This is a genomic window from Kocuria sp. CPCC 205231, from assembly GCF_040980965.1.
GTDB classification, from domain to species: domain Bacteria; phylum Actinomycetota; class Actinomycetes; order Actinomycetales; family Micrococcaceae; genus Kocuria; species Kocuria rosea.
In genome coordinates this window covers 15,437-32,281 of the sequence record NZ_JAVKPP010000001.1, presented here as the reverse complement: position 1 = coordinate 32,281, position 16,845 = coordinate 15,437, and the positions used below count along the sequence as shown (strand labels likewise).

Genomic DNA, 16,845 nt, shown 5'->3' with positions numbered 1-16,845 from the left:
CCTGCGTCCAGGAACAGGGGCCGGCACGGGAAGGGGCGGGGACGTGGTATCCACGTCCCCGCCCCGGTCCTTCCGGTGTGCTGCCGTCTACGGCGCCGCGGGCACCGCACCGGCGTCGGCGCCCGGCACGGCCTGCTCGGCGGCCGCGCCGGCGCCCGGCTGGACGGTGTCGGTCTGCCCGCTCTCCGACTCCTGGCCGCTCGTGTCCGGGAGGGTGCCGCCGGTCGTGGTGTCGTCCTCGGTCACCGCTCCGTCCGTGGGGGCGACCTCGCCCGGAACGACTCCACCCGGGGCCACGGTGACCTCCGCGTCGGGGACGGTCCCCTCGGCAGGGGCCACCTCGCCGGTGCCGGCGGCCGGGTCCTCGACCGGGGCGGGGGCAACGTCGCTGCGCACGGAGACCGACTCGCTGCCGGTCACGGTGCGCTGGATCGTGCCCGTGCCCCCGGAGAGCTCGGTGCCGGTGAGCGCCTGGATGCCGAAGATCGCCGCGACCGCGAGGCCGAGGACGGCGCCGGTGGAGACCAGGACGGGCTTCAGGCGCGGGCGCAGGGCGGTCCAGCGGCTGCCGGCGGCCACGGCGGTGCTGCCGTCCGACTCGGAGGAGTCCAGGCCGGGGCGGGCGAGCACGCGCTGGGCCACGGTGGTCTTCACCTTCTTCAGGCCGCGGCGGCTCTTCTCGAGCGAGGCCGAGTAGAGCACGATGGCGATGCCGGAGACGATGCTGGTCAGTGCGGCGCCGAGGACGGTGCCGGCGACGCTGAGGTGGCCGCCGATCACGGACATGGTCGCGGCGGTGGCGGCGCCGGCGAGCAGGCCCGGGATGTTCAGGGCCGGGCTCTTCTTCTCGGACTGCTCCTCGGCCGGTGCCTGCGGATGGTCCTCGGCCGCGGGGGCCTCGGTGCGTGGTTTTTCCAGAGTCATGCTGTCCTGCTTCGGTTGCGGGGAAGGGGGTGCTGATCCCCGCGACGATGCTCGGGCCAGCCTTCCCCATTATCCGGACTGACCTGGGAAAGCACAGGCCGAGTGGGAACTCTCACACCTTGCGGTCCCCTGTGGGCGCAACGTGGCGTCAAAGGCCCAGGTCACCGTCCGGTCCGCTCCGGGCGCCCGGACCGCCGGGCGCCGGGGGCGGCCCGGCCGCCGTGGCCGGCGCGGCGGGCGGGCCCAGGTGCCGCCGCCCGTACGCCTTGCCGGCCTGGACGACGGCGACCAGCAGCACCAGCAGCAGCGCCGCGGCGGCGACCGGGACCGCGTCGACGGGCAGGGTGTAGGCCATGACCGCTCGGGCGCCGGTCCCGATCAGGAAGGCGGCTCCCCAGCCCGCGGTCATCGCCCGGAAGATCCGGCGGAACACCGGGTCCTGCTCCCAGCCGTGCCTCCAGCGGGTGGCGGCCTCGGCGGGCATCAGAGCCACGGTGGCGTCGAAGAGCGCGGACCGGCCGCCGGCGAGACTCGTCAGCAGCCACGCGCCCAGCAGTGCGGTGAGCCAGCCGCCCAGGGCCATCAGCAGCCGGGCGTCGGTCGTGATCAGCCCCACGGCGGTGTTGAGGGCCAGCACGGACAGGGTGAAGGCCCCGAGCCGGTCCAGCCGGCGGGTGCGGGCCGCGGCGCCCAGCACGCGCAGCAGCGGGGCGAGCCCGCCGAGCACCAGCGCCACCCAGGGCTCCGCCCCGGCCAGTCGCAGTCCGTAGTACAGGGCGAAGGGCAGGACCAGGCCTGCGCCCAGCAGTCCCACCAGCGGGTGACGCCGGCAGCTCACCGGCGTTCCGCCCGGGACCGCACCGCCGCTCGGGACCGCACCGCCGTCCGGGGCCGGCGACGGCGCAGGGTTCCGGTCCGGTGGTGTCCCGGCAGGGGGAACGGTCGGCCGCGGGATGGGGTCCGGGACGCTCACAGCGCTCTCCTCAGGGTCTCTTCCGGGTCGCGAGCCCGATCACGGAGACGAGCTCGCGGGTGTAGGTGCCCAGGTCGAAGTCCGGGTCGGTGACCAGCCGCCCGGAGGCGGTGTCGATCGCCCCGCGGACGAGGATCGCCAGGGCATGGGCGTCGAAGTCCCGGAAGGCCCCGGTCTCCTGCCCGTCGCGCAGCAGGCGCTCCAGGTGGGCCAGCACCGGGTCGGCCCCGGACGGGGTGAACCGGGGGGCGCCGTCCGGGGCGCGCAGGTTCATCACGATCTCGGTGACCGCCCGGAGGTCCGCCGGATGCCGGCCCAGGAAGGCGAGGTTCGCCTCCACGTAGGCGGTCAGCACCGCCGAGGGGTCGGTCTCGGCGTCGGTGCGGGCCGCGATGGCGGCCCCGGCGCGGCGGTAGACGTCGATCACCACCTGGGCCAGCAGCTCGTCCTTGGACGTGAAGTAGTAGGAGACCACGCCCTTGCTCACGCCGGCGCGGCGGGCGATCTCGGCCAGGGAGGCCCGCCCGTACCCGGACTCGGAGATGGCCTCGATCGCACACGCCAGGATCTGGGCCCGGCGGGCCGTCTCCGTGAAGGTCGGGGAGTCACCCGAGGCCTCGTTTGACCGCATGGTCAAAATATAGGCCGCGCGGTCAACCCGGGAAAGGGGAGGGCCGAGTGTGACGCCCCGCGGTCGGGACAGGACTCGTCACACCGTCTGAGAGGTCGGAGAGGGAAGAGGGCGTGTCCCGAGCAGGGTGAACGCAGTGGGCCGCCGTGCCCGCGCGAGGGCGAGGGGCGTCTCGCCCGCGAAGCGCCGCACCTCCCGGGTGAGGTGGCTCTGGTCCGAGAGGCCGTGCCGAGCGGCGAGCGCCCCGAGACTCCGGCTCCCCAGCTCCGCGTGCAGGCGCTCGAACCGGATGATCTGTGCTGCGACCTTGGGCGGGACCCCGGTCACCTCGTCGAAGCGCGCGCGCACGTGCCGCACGCTCCAGCCCGAGCGCCGTGCCAGCTCCGCGATCCGCGCCTGTCCGCCCGTCCGCTGCAGCTCCGACCACGTCCACTCCACCAGGGCATCGGCCGGTGCCCCTGCCCCGGCGAGCCGCACCAGTTCCCCGACCACGATCGCGAAGCGCTGGGGCCAGCCCGGCGCCTCGGCGAGCCGGTCGGGCAGGTCGTGGCCCCACCGCGGCACCAGGTCCGCCAAGGGCAGGACGTGCCCGGCGGTCTCCCGGCCCGGCATGCCCAGCAGCCGGCAGGCGCCCGGTGGGGTCAGATAGATCTGCACGGACGCGTGCCGGTCGAAGAAGACCGTGCGCACCGGACCGGGCATCAGCCCGGCGAGGAAAGCGCCGTGGGCCGTCTCCGCTCCGGTGGGAAGCGCCCGGACGTGCAGCGGTGAGGTGAAGGAGATCTCCAGCACCAGGAAGCTGCCGGCCGGCTGCACCCGGGACCGCCCTCCCGGCGGAGCGAGTTCGTCGAAGCCCACGATCCCCGCCACCAGCCCCCGCAGCCGAGGCGGCACGGCCTGCCGGAGGACCGTCGGCGCGGACCCGCTCACGTCTGCCCTCTGTGCCGTGCCGCTTTCTTCAAGACACCCTCGGCCCCGGAGTCCTACCGTCGGAGGAGGACGAGGAGAGGACCCCACGATGGGCGCGCTGGTCATGATCGAGTTTCTGACGGTCGACGGAGTCATGCAAGGGCTGGGGTCACCCGGGGAGGACCCGGAGGGCGGGTTCGTGCACGGCGGCTGGGGCGCCCCCTACGCCGGGAGCGTCCACCAGGTCACCGCATCCGCGGGGTTCGCGAGGACCTCGAGCTACCTCTTCGGGCGCCGGACCTACGAGAAGATGGCCGCGTTCTGGCCCCACCAGCCGGCCGACGACCCCGTGGCCGCGCATCTGAACGCCACCCCCAAGTACGTGGCCTCCCGGACCCTGACCGAGGCCGCGTGGCCGGGGACACGGATCCTCTCGACGGACGTCGTCGACGCCGTGCGGGGGCTGAGAGCGGGCGAGGACGGGGACATCGCCGTGCTGGGCAGCGGCGTGCTCTGCCGGGAGCTGCTCGCGGAGGACCTGGTCGACGAGATCCGGCTGTTCGTCCACCCACTGCTGCTCGGATCCGGCAAGCGGCTGTTCGGCGAGCTGCCGGTCCCGCGCCGGCTCGCGCTGAGATCGGTCGCCAGGACGGACCTCGGGACCGTCGCGCTCGTCTACGGCACACGGGCGTGAGCGGCCCGTCATGATGGGGACGTGGGGCCGGTCGACCTCACCTGTCCATGGGGAAGAGCTGACACAGGAGGAACCCATGATCACGAACGTGGCGGCGGCGGTGCTGTACGTCGGCGACCAGGACGAGGCCCTGGCGTTCTACCGGGACACCCTGGGGTTCGACCTCGTGACGGACGCCGACATGGGCGGGGGCGCTCGCTGGATCGAGGTCCGGCCCCACGGCGCGCAGACGTCGATCGTCCTGTCGGCGGCCTCGGCCTCCGGCAAGGACCCCGGCGAGGGCGCCCACCTGACCTTCACCGCCGACGACGTCGCGGCGACCGTGGCGGAGCTGCGCTCCAGAGGTGCCACGGTGTCCGATCCGGTCAGCGAGCCGTGGGGGACCTACGCCACCGTCGACGCGCCGGACGGGCACCGGCTGCAGTTCCACGAGCGTCGGGGCCGCTGACGGCCGCCCCGTCCCGGTCCGGACCGGGACGGGTCCGCCGGGCGCGCTCGGCCGCGGCGAGACGGTCCCGGTGCTCCATCAGGACGAGGTCAGGGGTGATGAGTGTCGTCATCGGGACTCCTGCGGGGAGGCGGCGGTTCGCGGTGTGACGTGCGCGCACCGGGTGTCGTGGCCCCGAGGGACCGGTGGTAGGCGACCAGCCGGTCGGCCAGTTCCGCGGGGTGCCCGAGCATCGGGCAGTGGTCGCCGGGCATCACGTCCGGTTCGAGGCGCAGACGGTCCCGGGTGACGCGACGCATGAACTCCAGCGGCAGGAACCGGTCGCCGCGGCTCAGCAGCACCCGGGTGGGAACCGCCGGCCAGGAGGCCAGCGGCCAGGGCGCCTCGAACGGGGTGGCCGACTGCTCGCGCTGGTGGCGGAGGAGCTCCTGGGCGAGCCCGGCCGGTGTGTCGTGGAGCATGAGGTCCAGCGGATCCACCGGCGCGGCGGGGTCCCGCCCGTCGAGCGCGTCCTGCCGCTGCCGGGCCTGGGCGTGGCCGGTGTTCCCCCACCAGTCCCCGGGGGCCTCGCCGGGAGCCGGGATCTGCGCCTGGAGCATGACCAGCAGAGCGGCCGAGACCCGTGCCGCCACGAGCGGCGCCGTGAACCCGCCGAACGAGTGCCCGACCACCACGGCGTCCCGGCGGGTGCCCAGCGCCTCGACCACGGTCGCCGTGTACTCGGACAGCCCGGCGGCGTCGTCGTCGACCGGCAGATCGGCCGCGACCACGTCATGACCACGGGCCCGGAGCTCGGCGCTCAGCAGGTGCCAGTACCAGGCGTCCACCGCCGCGGCGTGGACCAGGGCGAAGACAGCCACCGGGCTCATCCGGCGAGGGCGAGAGCGAGGACGCCGACCCCGAGGGCGAGATCGAGGGCACCGCACCACTCGGCCAGCGACCGCGAGACCACCTCGTGGCGGTGCCAGTGCACCAGGTCCCACGCGGCGTGGCCGATCAGGCCAGCAGCGACCAGCACGCGCCCGGCCTCCGGGGAGAGCCAGAGCGCACCGAGTCCGAGCGCCATGAACCCGACGGCGGCGAACGGCTGCCAGCGATAGGCCCCGGGCCGCGAGAAGGTGCCCCGGACCGCGCCGACGACGACGGCGCCCAGCACGACCGCGGTCATGGCGGCCAGCTCGGCGACCGGCCCCGCCCCGGCGAGCCGGGCCGTGACCACGAGGACGACCAGGACGGCGAGCACCGGCCAGGACCAGCGGGGACGGACGAGCACGGCGATCACCACGTACCCCGTCGTCGCCAGCACCAGCACCAGGAGCACGGCTGTGACGCTGCGCGGGTCGTCGGTGGCGAGGTTGAACGCGGCGAACGCCAGGCCGAGGACCGCGGGCCACCGCCGTGCGATCGCCAGGACGGGTCGGGGCGCCGACGATGTCGGCGCCGGAGCGGAGAGGGTTGCGGACGGAGACCGGTGGTTCATGCCACGAGGGTAGGAGCGGCCGGACGTCACTCTTCGGACCCGTCCTCCGCTGCGTCCGGAATCCTGGGATACTCGTCCCACACCGGGTGACAGGGGAACCTGATGGCTGATCGTGCCACGGCGGTGATCGCCTACGACGGGGCGGAGCTGCTCGACATCGCCTGCATCACCACGCCCCTGGCCCTGGCCAACATGATCGGCCGGCCGCGCGACCCCTACCGGGTGCAGGTGCTGAGCCTGCGCGGGGTCCCGATCCGCTGCGAGACCGGTCTGACCCTGCAGGCGGACGGCGCCCTCGAGCACGTGCTCGGACCGGTCGACACGATGATCGTGACCGGCGGCCTCGGCCACCACCGCGCCGCCGACGCCGAGCCCCTCCTGCGGCACGTGCGGCGCCTCGCGGCCACGAGCCGGCGGGTGGCCTCCGTGTGCACCGGCGCCAGCGTCCTGGCCGCCGCCGGGCTGCTCGACGGGCGGCGCGCCACCACGCACTGGCGCTTCGCCGCCGACCTCGCCCGCCGCTATCCGCAGGTCGAGGTCGACCCGGACCCGATCTACATCCGCGACGGGCGGATCGCCACCGCCGCCGGGGTCACCAGCGCGCTGGACCTGACCCTGTCCTTCATCGAGGACGACCACGGCGTGCCGCTGGCCCGCCAGGTGGCCCGCAACCTCGTGACCTACCTGCAGCGGCCGGGCAACCAGGCCCAGATGAGCCTGTTCACCGGCGTCTCCGGAGGAGGCAACGACGTGGTGCAGCAGGCGATCGGGTTCATCACCACCCACCTGGACGCGGACCTGTCCACCGCGGCCGTCGCCGACCACGTCGGGGTCAGCCCCCGCCACCTCACCCGCCTCTTCGACGCGCACCTGGGCCTGCCGCCGGCCCGGTTCGTGCGGGAGGCCAGGACCGACGCCGCCGCCCGGCTGCTGGAGTCCAGCTCGTTGCCGGCGGCCGCGATCGCCCAGCGGTGCGGGTTCGGCTCCGCCGAGGCCCTGCGGCAGAGCTTCGTGGGCCGGTACGCGATCTCGCCCACCGACTACCGGGCCCGCTTCAGCCGCCCGCCCCGGGCCGCGCCCGCGTCCTGACCGCGTGCCCGGTGCGGGCCACGCTCAGGCCCCGCTCACCGCAGCGGCAGCCGCATGAGCACGCGCGGGAAGCCGTTGAGGACCGAGGTGGTGTCGGCGGCCTGGGTGAAGCCGGCGCGCTCGAACATGGCGCGGGTGCCGACATAGGCCATCGTGGTGTCGACCTTCCGGTCCCCGTTGTCCACCGGGTAGCCCTCGACGGCCGGCGCGCCGTGGCCGCGGGCGTGCTCCACGGCGCCCTCGAGCAGCGCCTGGGCCACACCCCGGCCCCGCTGGCCGCCGCGCACCCGGAAGCACCACACGGCCCAGACCGGGAGGTCGTCGACGTGCGGGATGCGCCTGCTGTGGGCGAAGGAGTGCAGCTCGGCCCGCGGGGCCACGCCGCACCAGCCGACCACCGTCCCGCCGTCGTAGGCGAGGACGCCCGGCGGGATCGGCCGGGCGCACAGCTCCTGGACCCTCTGCGCCCGTTCCCGCCCGGTCAGCGCGCGGTTCTCCTTGGAGGGGAGCCGGTAGGTGAGGCACCAGCAGACCGCCGAGTCGGGGTTGCGGGGGCCCAGGACGGTGGCGACGTCGTCGAACCTCTCGCTGGTCGCCGGTCGGATCGTGAACGCGGTGGAAGTCATGATCGTTCCTCGCTGCTGGGCGGAGTGGCGCCGGCCGTGCTCTTCACCGAGGGAGAACCCGCCGTTCGGACCACCCTACGGGCGGGCCACCCTCCGGCGGGTGCGGACGGCGGCGGGACCCGGTGCGCCGGGGCAGCCGGAGTCGTAGCGTGGTGGGAGCACCGGACTGCTCGAGGCAGAGGGGACCCGTCATGAGGATCGTCGTCACCACGCCCACGGGGCACGTGGGCTCCCGCGTCGTGCGGCTGCTCGTGCAGGCCGGGCTGCGGCCCACCGTGCTCGTGCGCCGCGCGTCCCGCCTGGACCCGGACCTGCGGGCCCGGTGCGAGGTGGTCGAGGGGGACCAGGGCGATCTCGCCGCCGTGTCCCGGGCCACCGCCGGGGCCGACGCCCTGTACTGGGTGAACCCGCCGACGGACGACGACGACCCCGTCGCCGGCTACGCCCGGATGGGCGAGGTCGCCGCCGCTGCGGTGGCCGGGAACGCCGTGCCGCGGGTGGTCTTCCAGAGCAGCGTCGGCGCCGAGGCCCGGCAGGGGTTCGGGGAGATCGACGGGCTGGCCCGCACCGAGGAGCTGCTCGACGCCACGGGCGCGCACGTCACCCATCTGCGCTGCGGGTACTTCTTCACCAACCTGCTGCTGGATCTCGAGTCGGTGCGGTCCGGGGTGCTGAGCACCACCCTGCCGGTCGACCACCGGATGCCCTGGGTGGACCCGCGGGACATCGGGGACGTCGCCGCCGTCCGGCTGCTGGCCACCGACTGGACCGGCCGGCACACGCAGGGCGTGCACGGGCCCGAGGACCTCTCCTTCGCCGAGGCCGCCCGGATCGTGGGGGAGGCGCTCGGGCGCCCGCTGACCGCCGTCCAGGTGGCCGAGGCCGAGGTCGCCGGGATCCTGCGCTCGGCCGGCCTCACCGACGCGCAGGTCGAGGGGGTGCTGGGGATGTCCCGGGGGCAGCGGGGATTCACCCCGGAGAACCCGCGGGAGCCGCTCACCACGACGCCCACTGCACTGGGCGCCTGGGCCCACGCCGTCCTCCGCCCCGCGCTCGCGGCCTGAGCCGGCCCGCCGACCCCGGAGCGGTGCCCGCCGGGTCAGGACGAGGCGACCGGGCGGCGGTCCCAGGTCAGGACCACGTGGCCGCCCTCGAACGTGCTGACGTCCGTCAGGTCGAACCGGGCGGGCGAGAACTCCCCGGCGTCGAAGGCCGGCCGCCCGGCCCCGGCGAGCACCGGGTAGAGCTTGACGACCACCCGGTCGATCTCCGGGAGCACCGCCGCGGCCAGCGACGCACCGCCGACGAGACAGACGTCGAACGGCGAGTCCTCGGCCTTGAGCGAGCGCACGAGCCCGACCGGGTCCTCGCGCACGACCGTCACCTCCGGGGTGAGCTCCTGCTGCGTGGTCGACACGACGTACTGGCGCAGGTGCGGGTACGGACTGACCACACCGATCGCCAGGGCCGGTTCGTAGGTGCGCCGGCCCATGACCACGGTGTCGAAGTGCCGGTGTGGCGCGTCGTCAATGCCGAGGTGGGTGCGGACGTGGGTCGGGAGGGTCTCGGGGTACTCCTCGCCCAGCCAGGCGCCGTAGGCGTCGGAGAGCGGGAAGAAGTCGGTCTCGTCGTGCGGGCCGGCGATCCGGCCGTCGATCGAGACGCCGATGAAGTAGGTCAGTCGTCGCATGCTGCCATTCTCGGCCGGTGCACCGGGCGACGTCACGGCATTCCCGGACGACGACGGGCGCGGTGCCGCGCGGCCGCCGCCGAGGGTCCGCTCCGGGGTCCGCTTCACCGCCCGCGCCGGACGCGGTCGAAGGTCTCCCGGGCGACCTCCCACGTGGTCTTGCCGACGTCGAAGTGGTCGGTGAGCATGTACACCCCGATCCAGCGCTGGTACGTCCAGGCGCGGTCGAGGAGCCCGGGGTCCCTCGGCCCGGTGTAGCGCTCGTGCACCGCGCGGACGAAGTCCTCGCCGTACTCGTGCAGCTCCGCGAAGTCCACGGCCGGGTCACCGACACACATGTCGCTGAAGTCGATCACGCCGAGCCGGGCGTCGTCGTCGTCCCAGAGCAGGTGCCGGCTGTAGACGTCGTTGTGGACGACCACCTCGGGGAGGTCGGCGGCGAGGAGCGCGTCGACGTCGGCCAGGATCCGCGCCACCTCGTCCAGCTCGGCCGGGGTCAGCACGGCGGGCAGGTGCACGGCGGCCGCGCTGCGGACGTCGTCCTGGTCCTCGGCCAGGAAGGACGCCGGCACCTGCTCCAGCGGCGTGCCGGGGACGGGTGCGGTGTGCAGGGCCGAGAGGAAGCCGGCCAGCTGGTCCACGAGCGCGTCGCGCGCCGTCCCGTCCAGGGAGGCCAGCACCTCCGGCTGGAGCGTGCGGCCGGGCAGGAGCGGGTACCCGGCGAACGAGCCGTCCGGCGCCACGCGGTCGTAGCGCGGGATCCGCACCGGCAGCCGCGGGGCGAGGTGGTCCAGCACCGCGACCTCCCGGCCGAGCGCCTGCGCGTAGGGCGCCTCCTGCGGGAAGCGGAACACCTGGGCCTCGTCCAGGACGACGACGACGTGGTCCCAGCCCTCGGTGATCCGCCGCGCCCTCGACCACGTCAGTCCGGGGAAGGCCGCGGCGATCCGCTCCAGCTCGTCCATGCCGGTCCTCTGTCCTCCTCCGGATCCGTCCGGCGCGGGCTCCTTGCGTGCGGCGGTGCCGGTGCCGAGCGCGCGGGTCAGGTCCGGCCGCAGTGCTGGGCCGGCTGGTGGATCCCGGATCCTCGACCGTCGGCCGGTCCCGTCGGCCTCTCGTGCTCCGGTGCGCGGGGGTGTGCTCCCGACCGCGGTGCTCGACGGGCTCGGCCCGGGTGAGGGGTAGGTGCAGCACCATTTTCCCACCCCGCCCGCGAGCAGACCAGAGCGCACGGAGGGCGTTCGGGCCGCGCACTGCACACCGGGACATCAGAGGTCTTCATGAAGGGATGTTGCTCGGCCCCGCCCGCCGGACGGCGCCGACCGCATATGGTGCCTTGCACTAGGACAAACTTTCGATGTGGCAGGGAGTTGACGGCAATGGCGCCGAAGACTGTATTTCTGGCGTTCGCGGAGCAGGACGAGCTGTTCCGGAACCTTTTCACCGCGCAGTGGGACCGGGCCGGGGACCAGGCGCGGTTCGTGGAGCCGCCCGGGAACGGGGCGAGCCCGGACGAGTGGAAGCAGGACGTGCGGGACCGGATCCGCCGCAGCGACGGCGTGATCGCGCTGATCGGCGGCGGCACGCCGGACTCGGACGCGGCGCGGTGGCAGATCCGGTGCGCGGTGGCCGAGGACAAGCCGCTGCTGGGCCTGTGGGTGGAGCCCGAGGCGCGGATGAAGCCGGCCGAGATGGGCCCGGCGCGCTGCGAGACCTGGACGTGGGAGAACATCGGGAACTTCCTGGAGCGCCTGTAGCCCGGCCGCCTGCAGCCCGACCGACCGGGGCACGTCCCGGGACCGGGACCGCCGACCACAGGAGGAGCCGTGCGCGGATCGGCCGTCGTCATCGGTGCGGGCATCGCCGGCCTGGCCACGGCCCGCGGCCTGCTCGGCGCGGGCTGGTCCGTCCGGGTGCTCGAGCGGTCTTCGGGCCTGCCGGGCACCGGCACGGCGCTGGGCATGTGGCCCGAGGCGATGCGGGCCCTGGACCGGCTGGGGGTGGGCGAGCAGGTCCGGGCCGCGTCCGTGGAGCAGCGGGGTGCGCGGCTCCTCCGGCCGGACGGCACCGAGATCGCCCATCTCGGCCCCGGGCGCACGGCCCGGCTGGTCCCCCGGCCGGCGCTCCTGGCGGCGCTGGCCCAGGGCCTGCCCCCGGACGTCATCGCGTGGAACGCCCCAGTGACGGATCGCGGTGCCCTGCCCGCGGCCGACGTCGTCGTCGCCGCGGACGGCGTGCACAGCCCCGTCCGCGCCGCGCTCTTCGGCGTCGCCCCGCGGCCGCTGGGGACGGTCGCCCTTCGGGGCACCGTCCCGGGGCCGGCGGACGGCGCCACGGAGACCTGGGGGCCGGCGCGGCTCTTCGGGATCACCCCGCACGACGCCGAGCGCACCAACTGGTTCGCGAGCGTCCGCGCCGACGTGCTCGCCGCCGCCGCGTCCGGGCGCGACGACGCCCAGGCCCTCCAACGCCTCTACGGCGACTGGCACCCGGACGTGCGGCGCGTCCTGGCCGCCCTCGGGAACACCCCGATCGACCGGCGCACGCTGCTCGACGTGCCCCCGCTGCCGTCCTATGTCCGGGGGCACACCGTGCTCCTCGGCGACGCCGCCCACGGCATGGCCCCCAATCTCGGCCGGGGCGCCTGCGAGGCCCTCCTCGACGCGACGGCGCTCGTCGAGGCGCTGAGCGCGGCCTCCGACGTGCCCGGCGCCCTGCACCGGTACGACGTCGTACGCCGCCGGCCTACCGTCCGCACGGTGCGTCTGGCCCGTCTGGCGAACCGCGTGGGCACGGCGCGGCACGGGCTGGCCGTGCGCAACGCCGTGGTCGCCGCGGCGGCCCGCCTGAGCTGACCGGGTCAGGCGCTGGTCCCGACCCCGTCCGTCACGGTGCGGAGGACGACGACGCGGCGTCGGCCTCGGCCACGCGCTTGAGCCGCTGCAGGCTCTCCCGCAGACCCTGGCGCATCGTGGTCATCCGGTCCCGGTCCCGGCCCAGGGTGCCGATGATGAACCAGCCGATGCGGCCGACCGGCCGGGCGATCTCGTAGGACTCCGTCACCCGGGTGCCCGTGCCCTCCGGCTCGAACCGGTAGCGCCACACGAGGGTGCCGGCGAAGCGCTCGGTGCGGGCGAAGGCGAACTCCCGGCCGGGCTCGGCGGCCATGACGATCGGCGTGTTGTGCCACGGGAACCGGGAGTCGGGCGGCACCCGGTTGCGGGCCCGGAAGCGTGCGCCGACGTGGGGCCCCCCGTCGTCGAGCCAGACGACCTCGTCGACCTCGGGACTGTACTCGGGGGTGCGGGTGACGTCGGCGACGAGGTCGTAGACCGTCCGCGGCGGCGCCTCGACGTGGATGGAGTCCTCGGCGCGGCCCAGTGTCTGCATGGTGGTCCTCCGTGCGGTGTCCGCGTGGCGGCGGCCTGGGCCCCCCGGGGGGGAGCGGCGGGCCGGGTGCTCCCACGGTAGGACCCCGGTGCGGCGGGTCCGCCCGGGTGAGACCGGATCGTTGCTCGCCGCGGCTGCGTGTCGCCGGCGGACTGCGGTCGGTGAGCGTCCCGCCGACCGGGCGCCCGCACCGGCCCATGAAATCGCACACGCGGGGCTGTGTCCCGGCTCAGCCGCGGCACAGCACCTGTTCCTAGCGTGGAGGCCGACGACGACCCGTACCGATGGAGGACCCATGGACCGCAGCACCCCGCACGAGACGGCGCTCAGCTACGAGGGCCGCCGGCTGCCGCGCCCCGAGGAGGAGGTGGTCGACCAGGGGCTGGGCTTCGACATCGGCACCCTGATGAACCGGCGGAAGGTGCTGACGGTCTTCGGTCTCGGCGCCTCCGCCTTCGGCCTCGCGGCCTGCGGAACCGGGGCGGGCGGTGCCGGCTCGGGCGCGTCGTCGTCGGCCTCCACGGCGCCCTCGCCCTCGGCCACCGCCCTGGCGGTGGACGAGATCCCGGACGAGACCGCCGGGCCCTACCCCGGGGACGGCTCCAACGGTCCCGACGTGCTCGAGCAGAGCGGGATCGTGCGCAGCGACCTCCGCTCCAGCTTCGGGGACGCCGGCGGGACCGCCGAGGGCGTGCCCATGACGCTGGAGCTGGCCATCGCCGATCTCGCCCACGGCGGGGTGCCGTTCGTGGGAGTGGCCGTCTACGTCTGGCACTGCGACCGGGAGGGCCGCTACTCCATGTACTCGGAGGGCGTCACGGAGGAGAACTACCTGCGCGGGGTGCAGATGGCCGACGACGACGGGAAGGTGCGCTTCACCAGCATCTTCCCCGCCTGCTACACGGGACGGTGGCCGCACATCCACTTCGAGGTCTACCCGGACCAGGCGTCCATCACCGACTCCACCACCGCGATCGCCACCTCGCAGGTCGCCCTGCCGCAGAACGCCTGCGACGCCGTCTACGCCACCGCCGGCTACGAGTCCTCCGTCAGCAACCTCGCCCAGCTCACCCTGGCGAGCGACAACGTCTTCGGCGACGACGGCGGGGCCAGCCAGCTGGGCGCCGTGACCGGCAGCGTCTCCGCCGGCTACACGGTCACCCTGACCGCCGGGGTGGACACGACCACCGAGCCCACCGCCGGCGGTATGGCGGGTGCTCCGGCCGGACCGCCCCCGTCCCGCTGAGCGATCCAGCGATCAGCCCGTCTCTCCGGATCCCGTCGCGGCCGGGATCAGGCGCCGGGCGGCCGGTACGTGATCTGCTCGGCGCGGTGCAGGGCGTCCAGGGTGTCCTCGACGCTCATGAGCACCGTGGTCTCCAGGGAGCTCAGGGCCCCGCCTCCGCTGATGGCGAGGGCGACCGCGGCCATGGACACGTTGTCGGGCGCCTCCCACAGGTTGTAGCCGTCGTGCTCGCCGAAGGCGTACCAGAAGCCGTGCAGCTTCCCGCCGACCGATTCGATGTAGTCCTGGGCGGCCCGGCGACGGTCCTCCGGGTGAGCGATCAACCGCGCCCAGGTCTCCGGCGTGTAGCTGAACTTGGACAGGTAGAGCGGCATCGTCTCGTCCCCTCGTGTGGTGGTGTCCGGCCGGCCGGTTCCGATCAGGCGTGTGCTGACCGTAGGCCCCCGCAGGGGCGCACTCCAGGGGATCACCCGGATCGTCGCCGGCCCGTGACTCATGTCGTCTCCGTGTCGGCGGAGGCGGCGTCCGCTCAGTCCTGGCCGCTGTCCCGAGCGCGGTCCGTCCACGGGCCGTCGCCGAGCTTGGCGTACGAGGCGGCGACGATCTGCTCGAGGACGTCCAGGTCCACCGCGCCGAGATCCTTGAGGTAGATGCAGCCCACTCCGGTGGTGTGCGGGCCCAGGTGCGCCAGGTTCTCCCGGTGAGCGTCGACGCCGTCGTACACGTAGACCGTCGTCGCGGCCTTCCGGGCGGCGAAGCCCGCCGCGGGGGCGTCGCCCTCGTGCCCGCTCGCGTACCTGTAGTGGTACTGGCCGAAGCCCACGATGGTGCCCCACATCTCCGCCGGCTGCCCGGTGACCCGGGTGAACAGGGGGATGAGACGCTCGGCGTCCGCCCGCCGCTTCGCCGGCGTGACCCCGGCAAGGTACTCCTCGACCGGCTGACCTGTCTTCTCCACGGTGGGCTCCTCGGGGTCGCTGGGACGTCGATCGTCTCAGGCCCCAGGGTCCTCAGCCGGTCCGACACGGCAGCGCGGACTCCGCTCGCATCCTGGGCGACGAAGACGCCGGCCGGTCATCGAGGGCTCAGGCGCGGCGTCCGGTCCGTCCTGGACCAGCCTGATCCTGCGGGTCGTGGTCTTCATCTTCGTCTTGGGGTTCTTGAACCGTTCGGTGTTCTCCGGCGGCGACTTCCTGGCGCATGCGGCGTTCCTGGGGGATTTTTCATCTTGGAGCCGGCACCACTTCCGTGACCAGATCCTGTCGCCGGGATCAGCAGGGCTTGAAGAACTTCCCGCCGGGCGCGTAGCAACGAGGTCCCGTGTAGCCGGGAATGTCCGCGTAGTAGCCGGGCGGGGCCTGGTTGACGATGTTGGCGCCCGGGTTCGGGGCGGGCTTCGGCGCAGGGGCGGGAGCGGGAGCGGGAGCAGGCGCCGGGTTCGGCGCGGGCGCCGGCGCGGGTGCGACCGCCCGACGCGCGGCGTCGGCCGCTGCCTGCCGTGCCGCTTCCGCCTGGCGGTCGATCTCGGCTTGCCGGGCGGACTCCGCCTGACGGGCCGCGTCCGCCTCCGCCTGTCGGCGCTGGTCCTCGGCCGCTCTGCGCTCCGCAGCCTTGGCCTCCGCCGCGCGGCGCTGCTCGGCGGCGCGCTCCTGGAGGGCCGCGACGTCCTGGCGGACGCCCGAGATCCCGCTCGTGAGCGACGGCAGGCCGACCAGATGGCGGACGTGCGGGTGCGCGTCGCCGTCGACCGCGTCGAGCGCCGCCAGGAACGCGACGGCGGCCGCGACCTCACCGGCCGCATCGGCGAGATCCGCCGGCGCGGCGTCGGCGAGCGCGCTCGTCGCCTGCTGGAGCTGTGCGGGAATGGTGCAGCCGTGGGCCGGGTCGAGCAGGCCGGTCCGCTGCTGCTCGGCCTCCGCGAAGGCCTCCTCGACGGGCGGCAGGAACCGGCCGTTAGGCGCGATGTAGAGCGGTGTGCCCAGGCCCTGGCGGGCGATCTCCGCGTTGACCAGCGTGCCGTCCTCCAGGAAGACCCCGGCCAGGGTGCGGTCGTAGCGGTCGGTGCGCTCCTGGTCGTACTCCAGGCCCACCACGGTGCCCGGCGGCAGGAGCTCCTCCAGCAGCGCGGTGGCCTCCGGGCCGAGGCACTCGACGATCTCGTTCGGGTCCTTGGTCTCCGGGGTGTCGATGTTGAGCAGCCGCACCCGCACCACCTCGCCGTCCCGCTGGACGTCGACGGTGTCGCCGTCGATCACCCGCTCCACCACGGCGCGCTCACCACGCGGTTCCGGGGCGGCGGAGGTCTCGGTGGAGACGGCGTCCGACGACGACGTCGTGTCGCTGGAGACCGCCGACCCGCCGCAGCCGGTCAGGAGCAAGAGGACGAGCGCGGAGGCGCCCAGGCGGAGAGAAGCGGGTGAGGGGGCCACGGGAGTCCTGTCAGGAAAGCGTCAGTTCCCCTCCAGCCTATGGATGCATCTGCAATCACCGGGGAGGCTGGTGTCCCCAGTTCTGCGGCCGCAGGCTCAGGCGCGGTAGCAGGAGGGGCCGTGGGGACGGGGCTGCCGTCGTCGGCGCGGTCCTCGACGGTGCCCGGGGAGTCAGTGATCCCGGCGGATGTTGGGGAATGTCATCATTCCCGCCGCGCGGCCTCCTGCATCTCGGATGGTCCCCGGCACGATCTGGCCGGTGGCGTGCTCCGGCGCGAGTGCTGCGAGGACCGCCACCGGCAATGAGGCCAGGTCT

At 74.3% G+C, this 16,845-nt stretch carries 20 protein-coding genes; 7 read left to right on the top strand and 13 right to left on the bottom strand.

What is annotated here, in order from left to right; genetic code table 11:
- Positions 1-87: 87 nt before the first annotated feature.
- The 4 genes from RF640_RS00180 to RF640_RS00165 form a co-directional block, all read right to left on the bottom strand.
- Positions 88-924, bottom strand: coding sequence for a hypothetical protein (locus tag RF640_RS00180; RefSeq protein WP_368826099.1), 837 nt, complete (start codon positions 922-924; stop codon positions 88-90).
- A 148-nt stretch (positions 925-1,072) separates the two neighbouring features.
- Positions 1,073-1,762 carry a VC0807 family protein gene (locus tag RF640_RS00175; protein ID WP_368826097.1) on the bottom strand — a complete coding sequence of 230 codons (690 nt, stop codon included), beginning with the start codon at positions 1,760-1,762 and terminating at the stop codon, positions 1,073-1,075.
- Between the two features lie 145 nt (positions 1,763-1,907).
- On the bottom strand, positions 1,908-2,528 hold the full coding sequence (locus RF640_RS00170) for a TetR/AcrR family transcriptional regulator (protein WP_109269090.1): 621 nt from the start codon (positions 2,526-2,528) through the stop codon (positions 1,908-1,910).
- 78 nt (positions 2,529-2,606) lie between these two features.
- Positions 2,607-3,458, bottom strand: coding sequence for a helix-turn-helix domain-containing protein (locus RF640_RS00165; protein ID WP_368826095.1), 852 nt, complete (start codon positions 3,456-3,458; stop codon positions 2,607-2,609).
- 88 nt (positions 3,459-3,546) lie between these two features.
- Between RF640_RS00165 and RF640_RS00160 the strand changes: the two genes are divergently transcribed.
- On the top strand, positions 3,547-4,131 hold the full coding sequence (locus RF640_RS00160; protein ID WP_035924562.1) for a dihydrofolate reductase family protein: 585 nt from the start codon (positions 3,547-3,549) through the stop codon (positions 4,129-4,131).
- A 76-nt stretch (positions 4,132-4,207) separates the two neighbouring features.
- Positions 4,208-4,579 (top strand): VOC family protein, encoded by a 372-nt coding sequence (locus tag RF640_RS00155; protein ID WP_368826093.1) that lies wholly within the window; start codon positions 4,208-4,210, stop codon positions 4,577-4,579.
- A gap of 89 nt (positions 4,580-4,668) precedes the next feature.
- On the opposite strand, the gene RF640_RS00150 is transcribed toward RF640_RS00155, so the two are convergent.
- Both RF640_RS00150 and RF640_RS00145 read right to left on the bottom strand, forming a co-directional pair.
- Entirely contained in the window at positions 4,669-5,448 is a 780-nt protein-coding gene (locus tag RF640_RS00150; RefSeq protein WP_368826091.1) for an alpha/beta fold hydrolase, read from the bottom strand.
- Entirely contained in the window at positions 5,445-6,059 is a 615-nt protein-coding gene (locus RF640_RS00145; protein WP_368826089.1) for a hypothetical protein, read from the bottom strand. The genes RF640_RS00150 and RF640_RS00145 overlap by 4 nt, the downstream gene beginning before the upstream one ends.
- Before the next feature lie 102 nt (positions 6,060-6,161).
- Between RF640_RS00145 and RF640_RS00140 the strand changes: the two genes are divergently transcribed.
- Positions 6,162-7,148, top strand: coding sequence for a GlxA family transcriptional regulator (locus RF640_RS00140; protein ID WP_035923709.1), 987 nt, complete (start codon positions 6,162-6,164; stop codon positions 7,146-7,148).
- A 35-nt stretch (positions 7,149-7,183) separates the two neighbouring features.
- On the opposite strand, the gene RF640_RS00135 is transcribed toward RF640_RS00140, so the two are convergent.
- The gene (locus RF640_RS00135; protein ID WP_017834942.1) at positions 7,184-7,774 is read right to left on the bottom strand and encodes a GNAT family N-acetyltransferase; all 591 of its coding nucleotides are present in this window, start codon (positions 7,772-7,774) and stop codon (positions 7,184-7,186) included.
- A 191-nt stretch (positions 7,775-7,965) separates the two neighbouring features.
- Between RF640_RS00135 and RF640_RS00130 the strand changes: the two genes are divergently transcribed.
- Positions 7,966-8,838, top strand: coding sequence for an NAD(P)H-binding protein (locus RF640_RS00130; protein ID WP_290467663.1), 873 nt, complete (start codon positions 7,966-7,968; stop codon positions 8,836-8,838).
- Between the two features lie 35 nt (positions 8,839-8,873).
- On the opposite strand, the gene RF640_RS00125 is transcribed toward RF640_RS00130, so the two are convergent.
- Both RF640_RS00125 and RF640_RS00120 read right to left on the bottom strand, forming a co-directional pair.
- Positions 8,874-9,464 carry a dihydrofolate reductase family protein gene (locus RF640_RS00125; protein WP_368826086.1) on the bottom strand — a complete coding sequence of 197 codons (591 nt, stop codon included), beginning with the start codon at positions 9,462-9,464 and terminating at the stop codon, positions 8,874-8,876.
- A gap of 104 nt (positions 9,465-9,568) precedes the next feature.
- Entirely contained in the window at positions 9,569-10,429 is an 861-nt protein-coding gene (locus RF640_RS00120) for a phosphotransferase family protein (RefSeq protein WP_115163340.1), read from the bottom strand.
- 414 nt (positions 10,430-10,843) lie between these two features.
- Between RF640_RS00120 and RF640_RS00115 the strand changes: the two genes are divergently transcribed.
- Both RF640_RS00115 and RF640_RS00110 read left to right on the top strand, forming a co-directional pair.
- On the top strand, positions 10,844-11,221 hold the full coding sequence (locus tag RF640_RS00115; protein ID WP_115163341.1) for a TIR domain-containing protein: 378 nt from the start codon (positions 10,844-10,846) through the stop codon (positions 11,219-11,221).
- A gap of 69 nt (positions 11,222-11,290) precedes the next feature.
- Positions 11,291-12,319 (top strand): FAD-dependent oxidoreductase, encoded by a 1,029-nt coding sequence (locus RF640_RS00110; protein ID WP_115163342.1) that lies wholly within the window; start codon positions 11,291-11,293, stop codon positions 12,317-12,319.
- A 31-nt stretch (positions 12,320-12,350) separates the two neighbouring features.
- On the opposite strand, the gene RF640_RS00105 is transcribed toward RF640_RS00110, so the two are convergent.
- Entirely contained in the window at positions 12,351-12,854 is a 504-nt protein-coding gene (locus RF640_RS00105) for an SRPBCC family protein (protein ID WP_290467660.1), read from the bottom strand.
- A gap of 295 nt (positions 12,855-13,149) precedes the next feature.
- On the opposite strand from RF640_RS00105, the gene RF640_RS00100 reads away from it, so the two are divergent.
- Positions 13,150-14,100 carry an intradiol ring-cleavage dioxygenase gene (locus RF640_RS00100; RefSeq protein WP_368826083.1) on the top strand — a complete coding sequence of 317 codons (951 nt, stop codon included), beginning with the start codon at positions 13,150-13,152 and terminating at the stop codon, positions 14,098-14,100.
- A 47-nt stretch (positions 14,101-14,147) separates the two neighbouring features.
- On the opposite strand, the gene RF640_RS00095 is transcribed toward RF640_RS00100, so the two are convergent.
- From RF640_RS00095 to RF640_RS00085, 3 genes are all read right to left on the bottom strand, one after another.
- Entirely contained in the window at positions 14,148-14,474 is a 327-nt protein-coding gene (locus RF640_RS00095; protein WP_290467658.1) for a GYD domain-containing protein, read from the bottom strand.
- A 155-nt stretch (positions 14,475-14,629) separates the two neighbouring features.
- On the bottom strand, positions 14,630-15,058 hold the full coding sequence (locus RF640_RS00090; RefSeq protein WP_368826081.1) for a DUF1801 domain-containing protein: 429 nt from the start codon (positions 15,056-15,058) through the stop codon (positions 14,630-14,632).
- Positions 15,059-15,371: 313 nt separating this feature from the next.
- Positions 15,372-16,529 (bottom strand): thermonuclease family protein, encoded by a 1,158-nt coding sequence (locus RF640_RS00085; protein WP_368826079.1) that lies wholly within the window; start codon positions 16,527-16,529, stop codon positions 15,372-15,374.
- Positions 16,530-16,845 lie beyond the last annotated feature (316 nt).

Excerpts from the sequence above, each read along its gene's own strand:
- RF640_RS00180 (WP_368826099.1), bottom strand. The coding sequence starts at position 924 with ATGACTCTGGAAAAACCACGCACCGAGGCCCCCGCGGCCGAGGACCAT.
- RF640_RS00170 (WP_109269090.1), bottom strand. The coding sequence starts at position 2,528 with ATGCGGTCAAACGAGGCCTCGGGTGACTCCCCGACCTTCACGGAGACG.
- RF640_RS00160 (WP_035924562.1), top strand. The coding sequence starts at position 3,547 with ATGGGCGCGCTGGTCATGATCGAGTTTCTGACGGTCGACGGAGTCATG.
- RF640_RS00155 (WP_368826093.1), top strand. The coding sequence starts at position 4,208 with ATGATCACGAACGTGGCGGCGGCGGTGCTGTACGTCGGCGACCAGGAC.
- RF640_RS00150 (WP_368826091.1), bottom strand. The coding sequence starts at position 5,448 with ATGAGCCCGGTGGCTGTCTTCGCCCTGGTCCACGCCGCGGCGGTGGAC.
- RF640_RS00145 (WP_368826089.1), bottom strand. The coding sequence starts at position 6,059 with ATGAACCACCGGTCTCCGTCCGCAACCCTCTCCGCTCCGGCGCCGACA.
- RF640_RS00140 (WP_035923709.1), top strand. The coding sequence starts at position 6,162 with ATGGCTGATCGTGCCACGGCGGTGATCGCCTACGACGGGGCGGAGCTG.
- RF640_RS00135 (WP_017834942.1), bottom strand. The coding sequence starts at position 7,774 with ATGACTTCCACCGCGTTCACGATCCGACCGGCGACCAGCGAGAGGTTC.
- RF640_RS00130 (WP_290467663.1), top strand. The coding sequence starts at position 7,966 with ATGAGGATCGTCGTCACCACGCCCACGGGGCACGTGGGCTCCCGCGTC.
- RF640_RS00125 (WP_368826086.1), bottom strand. The coding sequence starts at position 9,464 with ATGCGACGACTGACCTACTTCATCGGCGTCTCGATCGACGGCCGGATC.
- RF640_RS00120 (WP_115163340.1), bottom strand. The coding sequence starts at position 10,429 with ATGGACGAGCTGGAGCGGATCGCCGCGGCCTTCCCCGGACTGACGTGG.
- RF640_RS00115 (WP_115163341.1), top strand. The coding sequence starts at position 10,844 with ATGGCGCCGAAGACTGTATTTCTGGCGTTCGCGGAGCAGGACGAGCTG.
- RF640_RS00105 (WP_290467660.1), bottom strand. The coding sequence starts at position 12,854 with ATGCAGACACTGGGCCGCGCCGAGGACTCCATCCACGTCGAGGCGCCG.
- RF640_RS00100 (WP_368826083.1), top strand. The coding sequence starts at position 13,150 with ATGGACCGCAGCACCCCGCACGAGACGGCGCTCAGCTACGAGGGCCGC.
- RF640_RS00095 (WP_290467658.1), bottom strand. The coding sequence starts at position 14,474 with ATGCCGCTCTACCTGTCCAAGTTCAGCTACACGCCGGAGACCTGGGCG.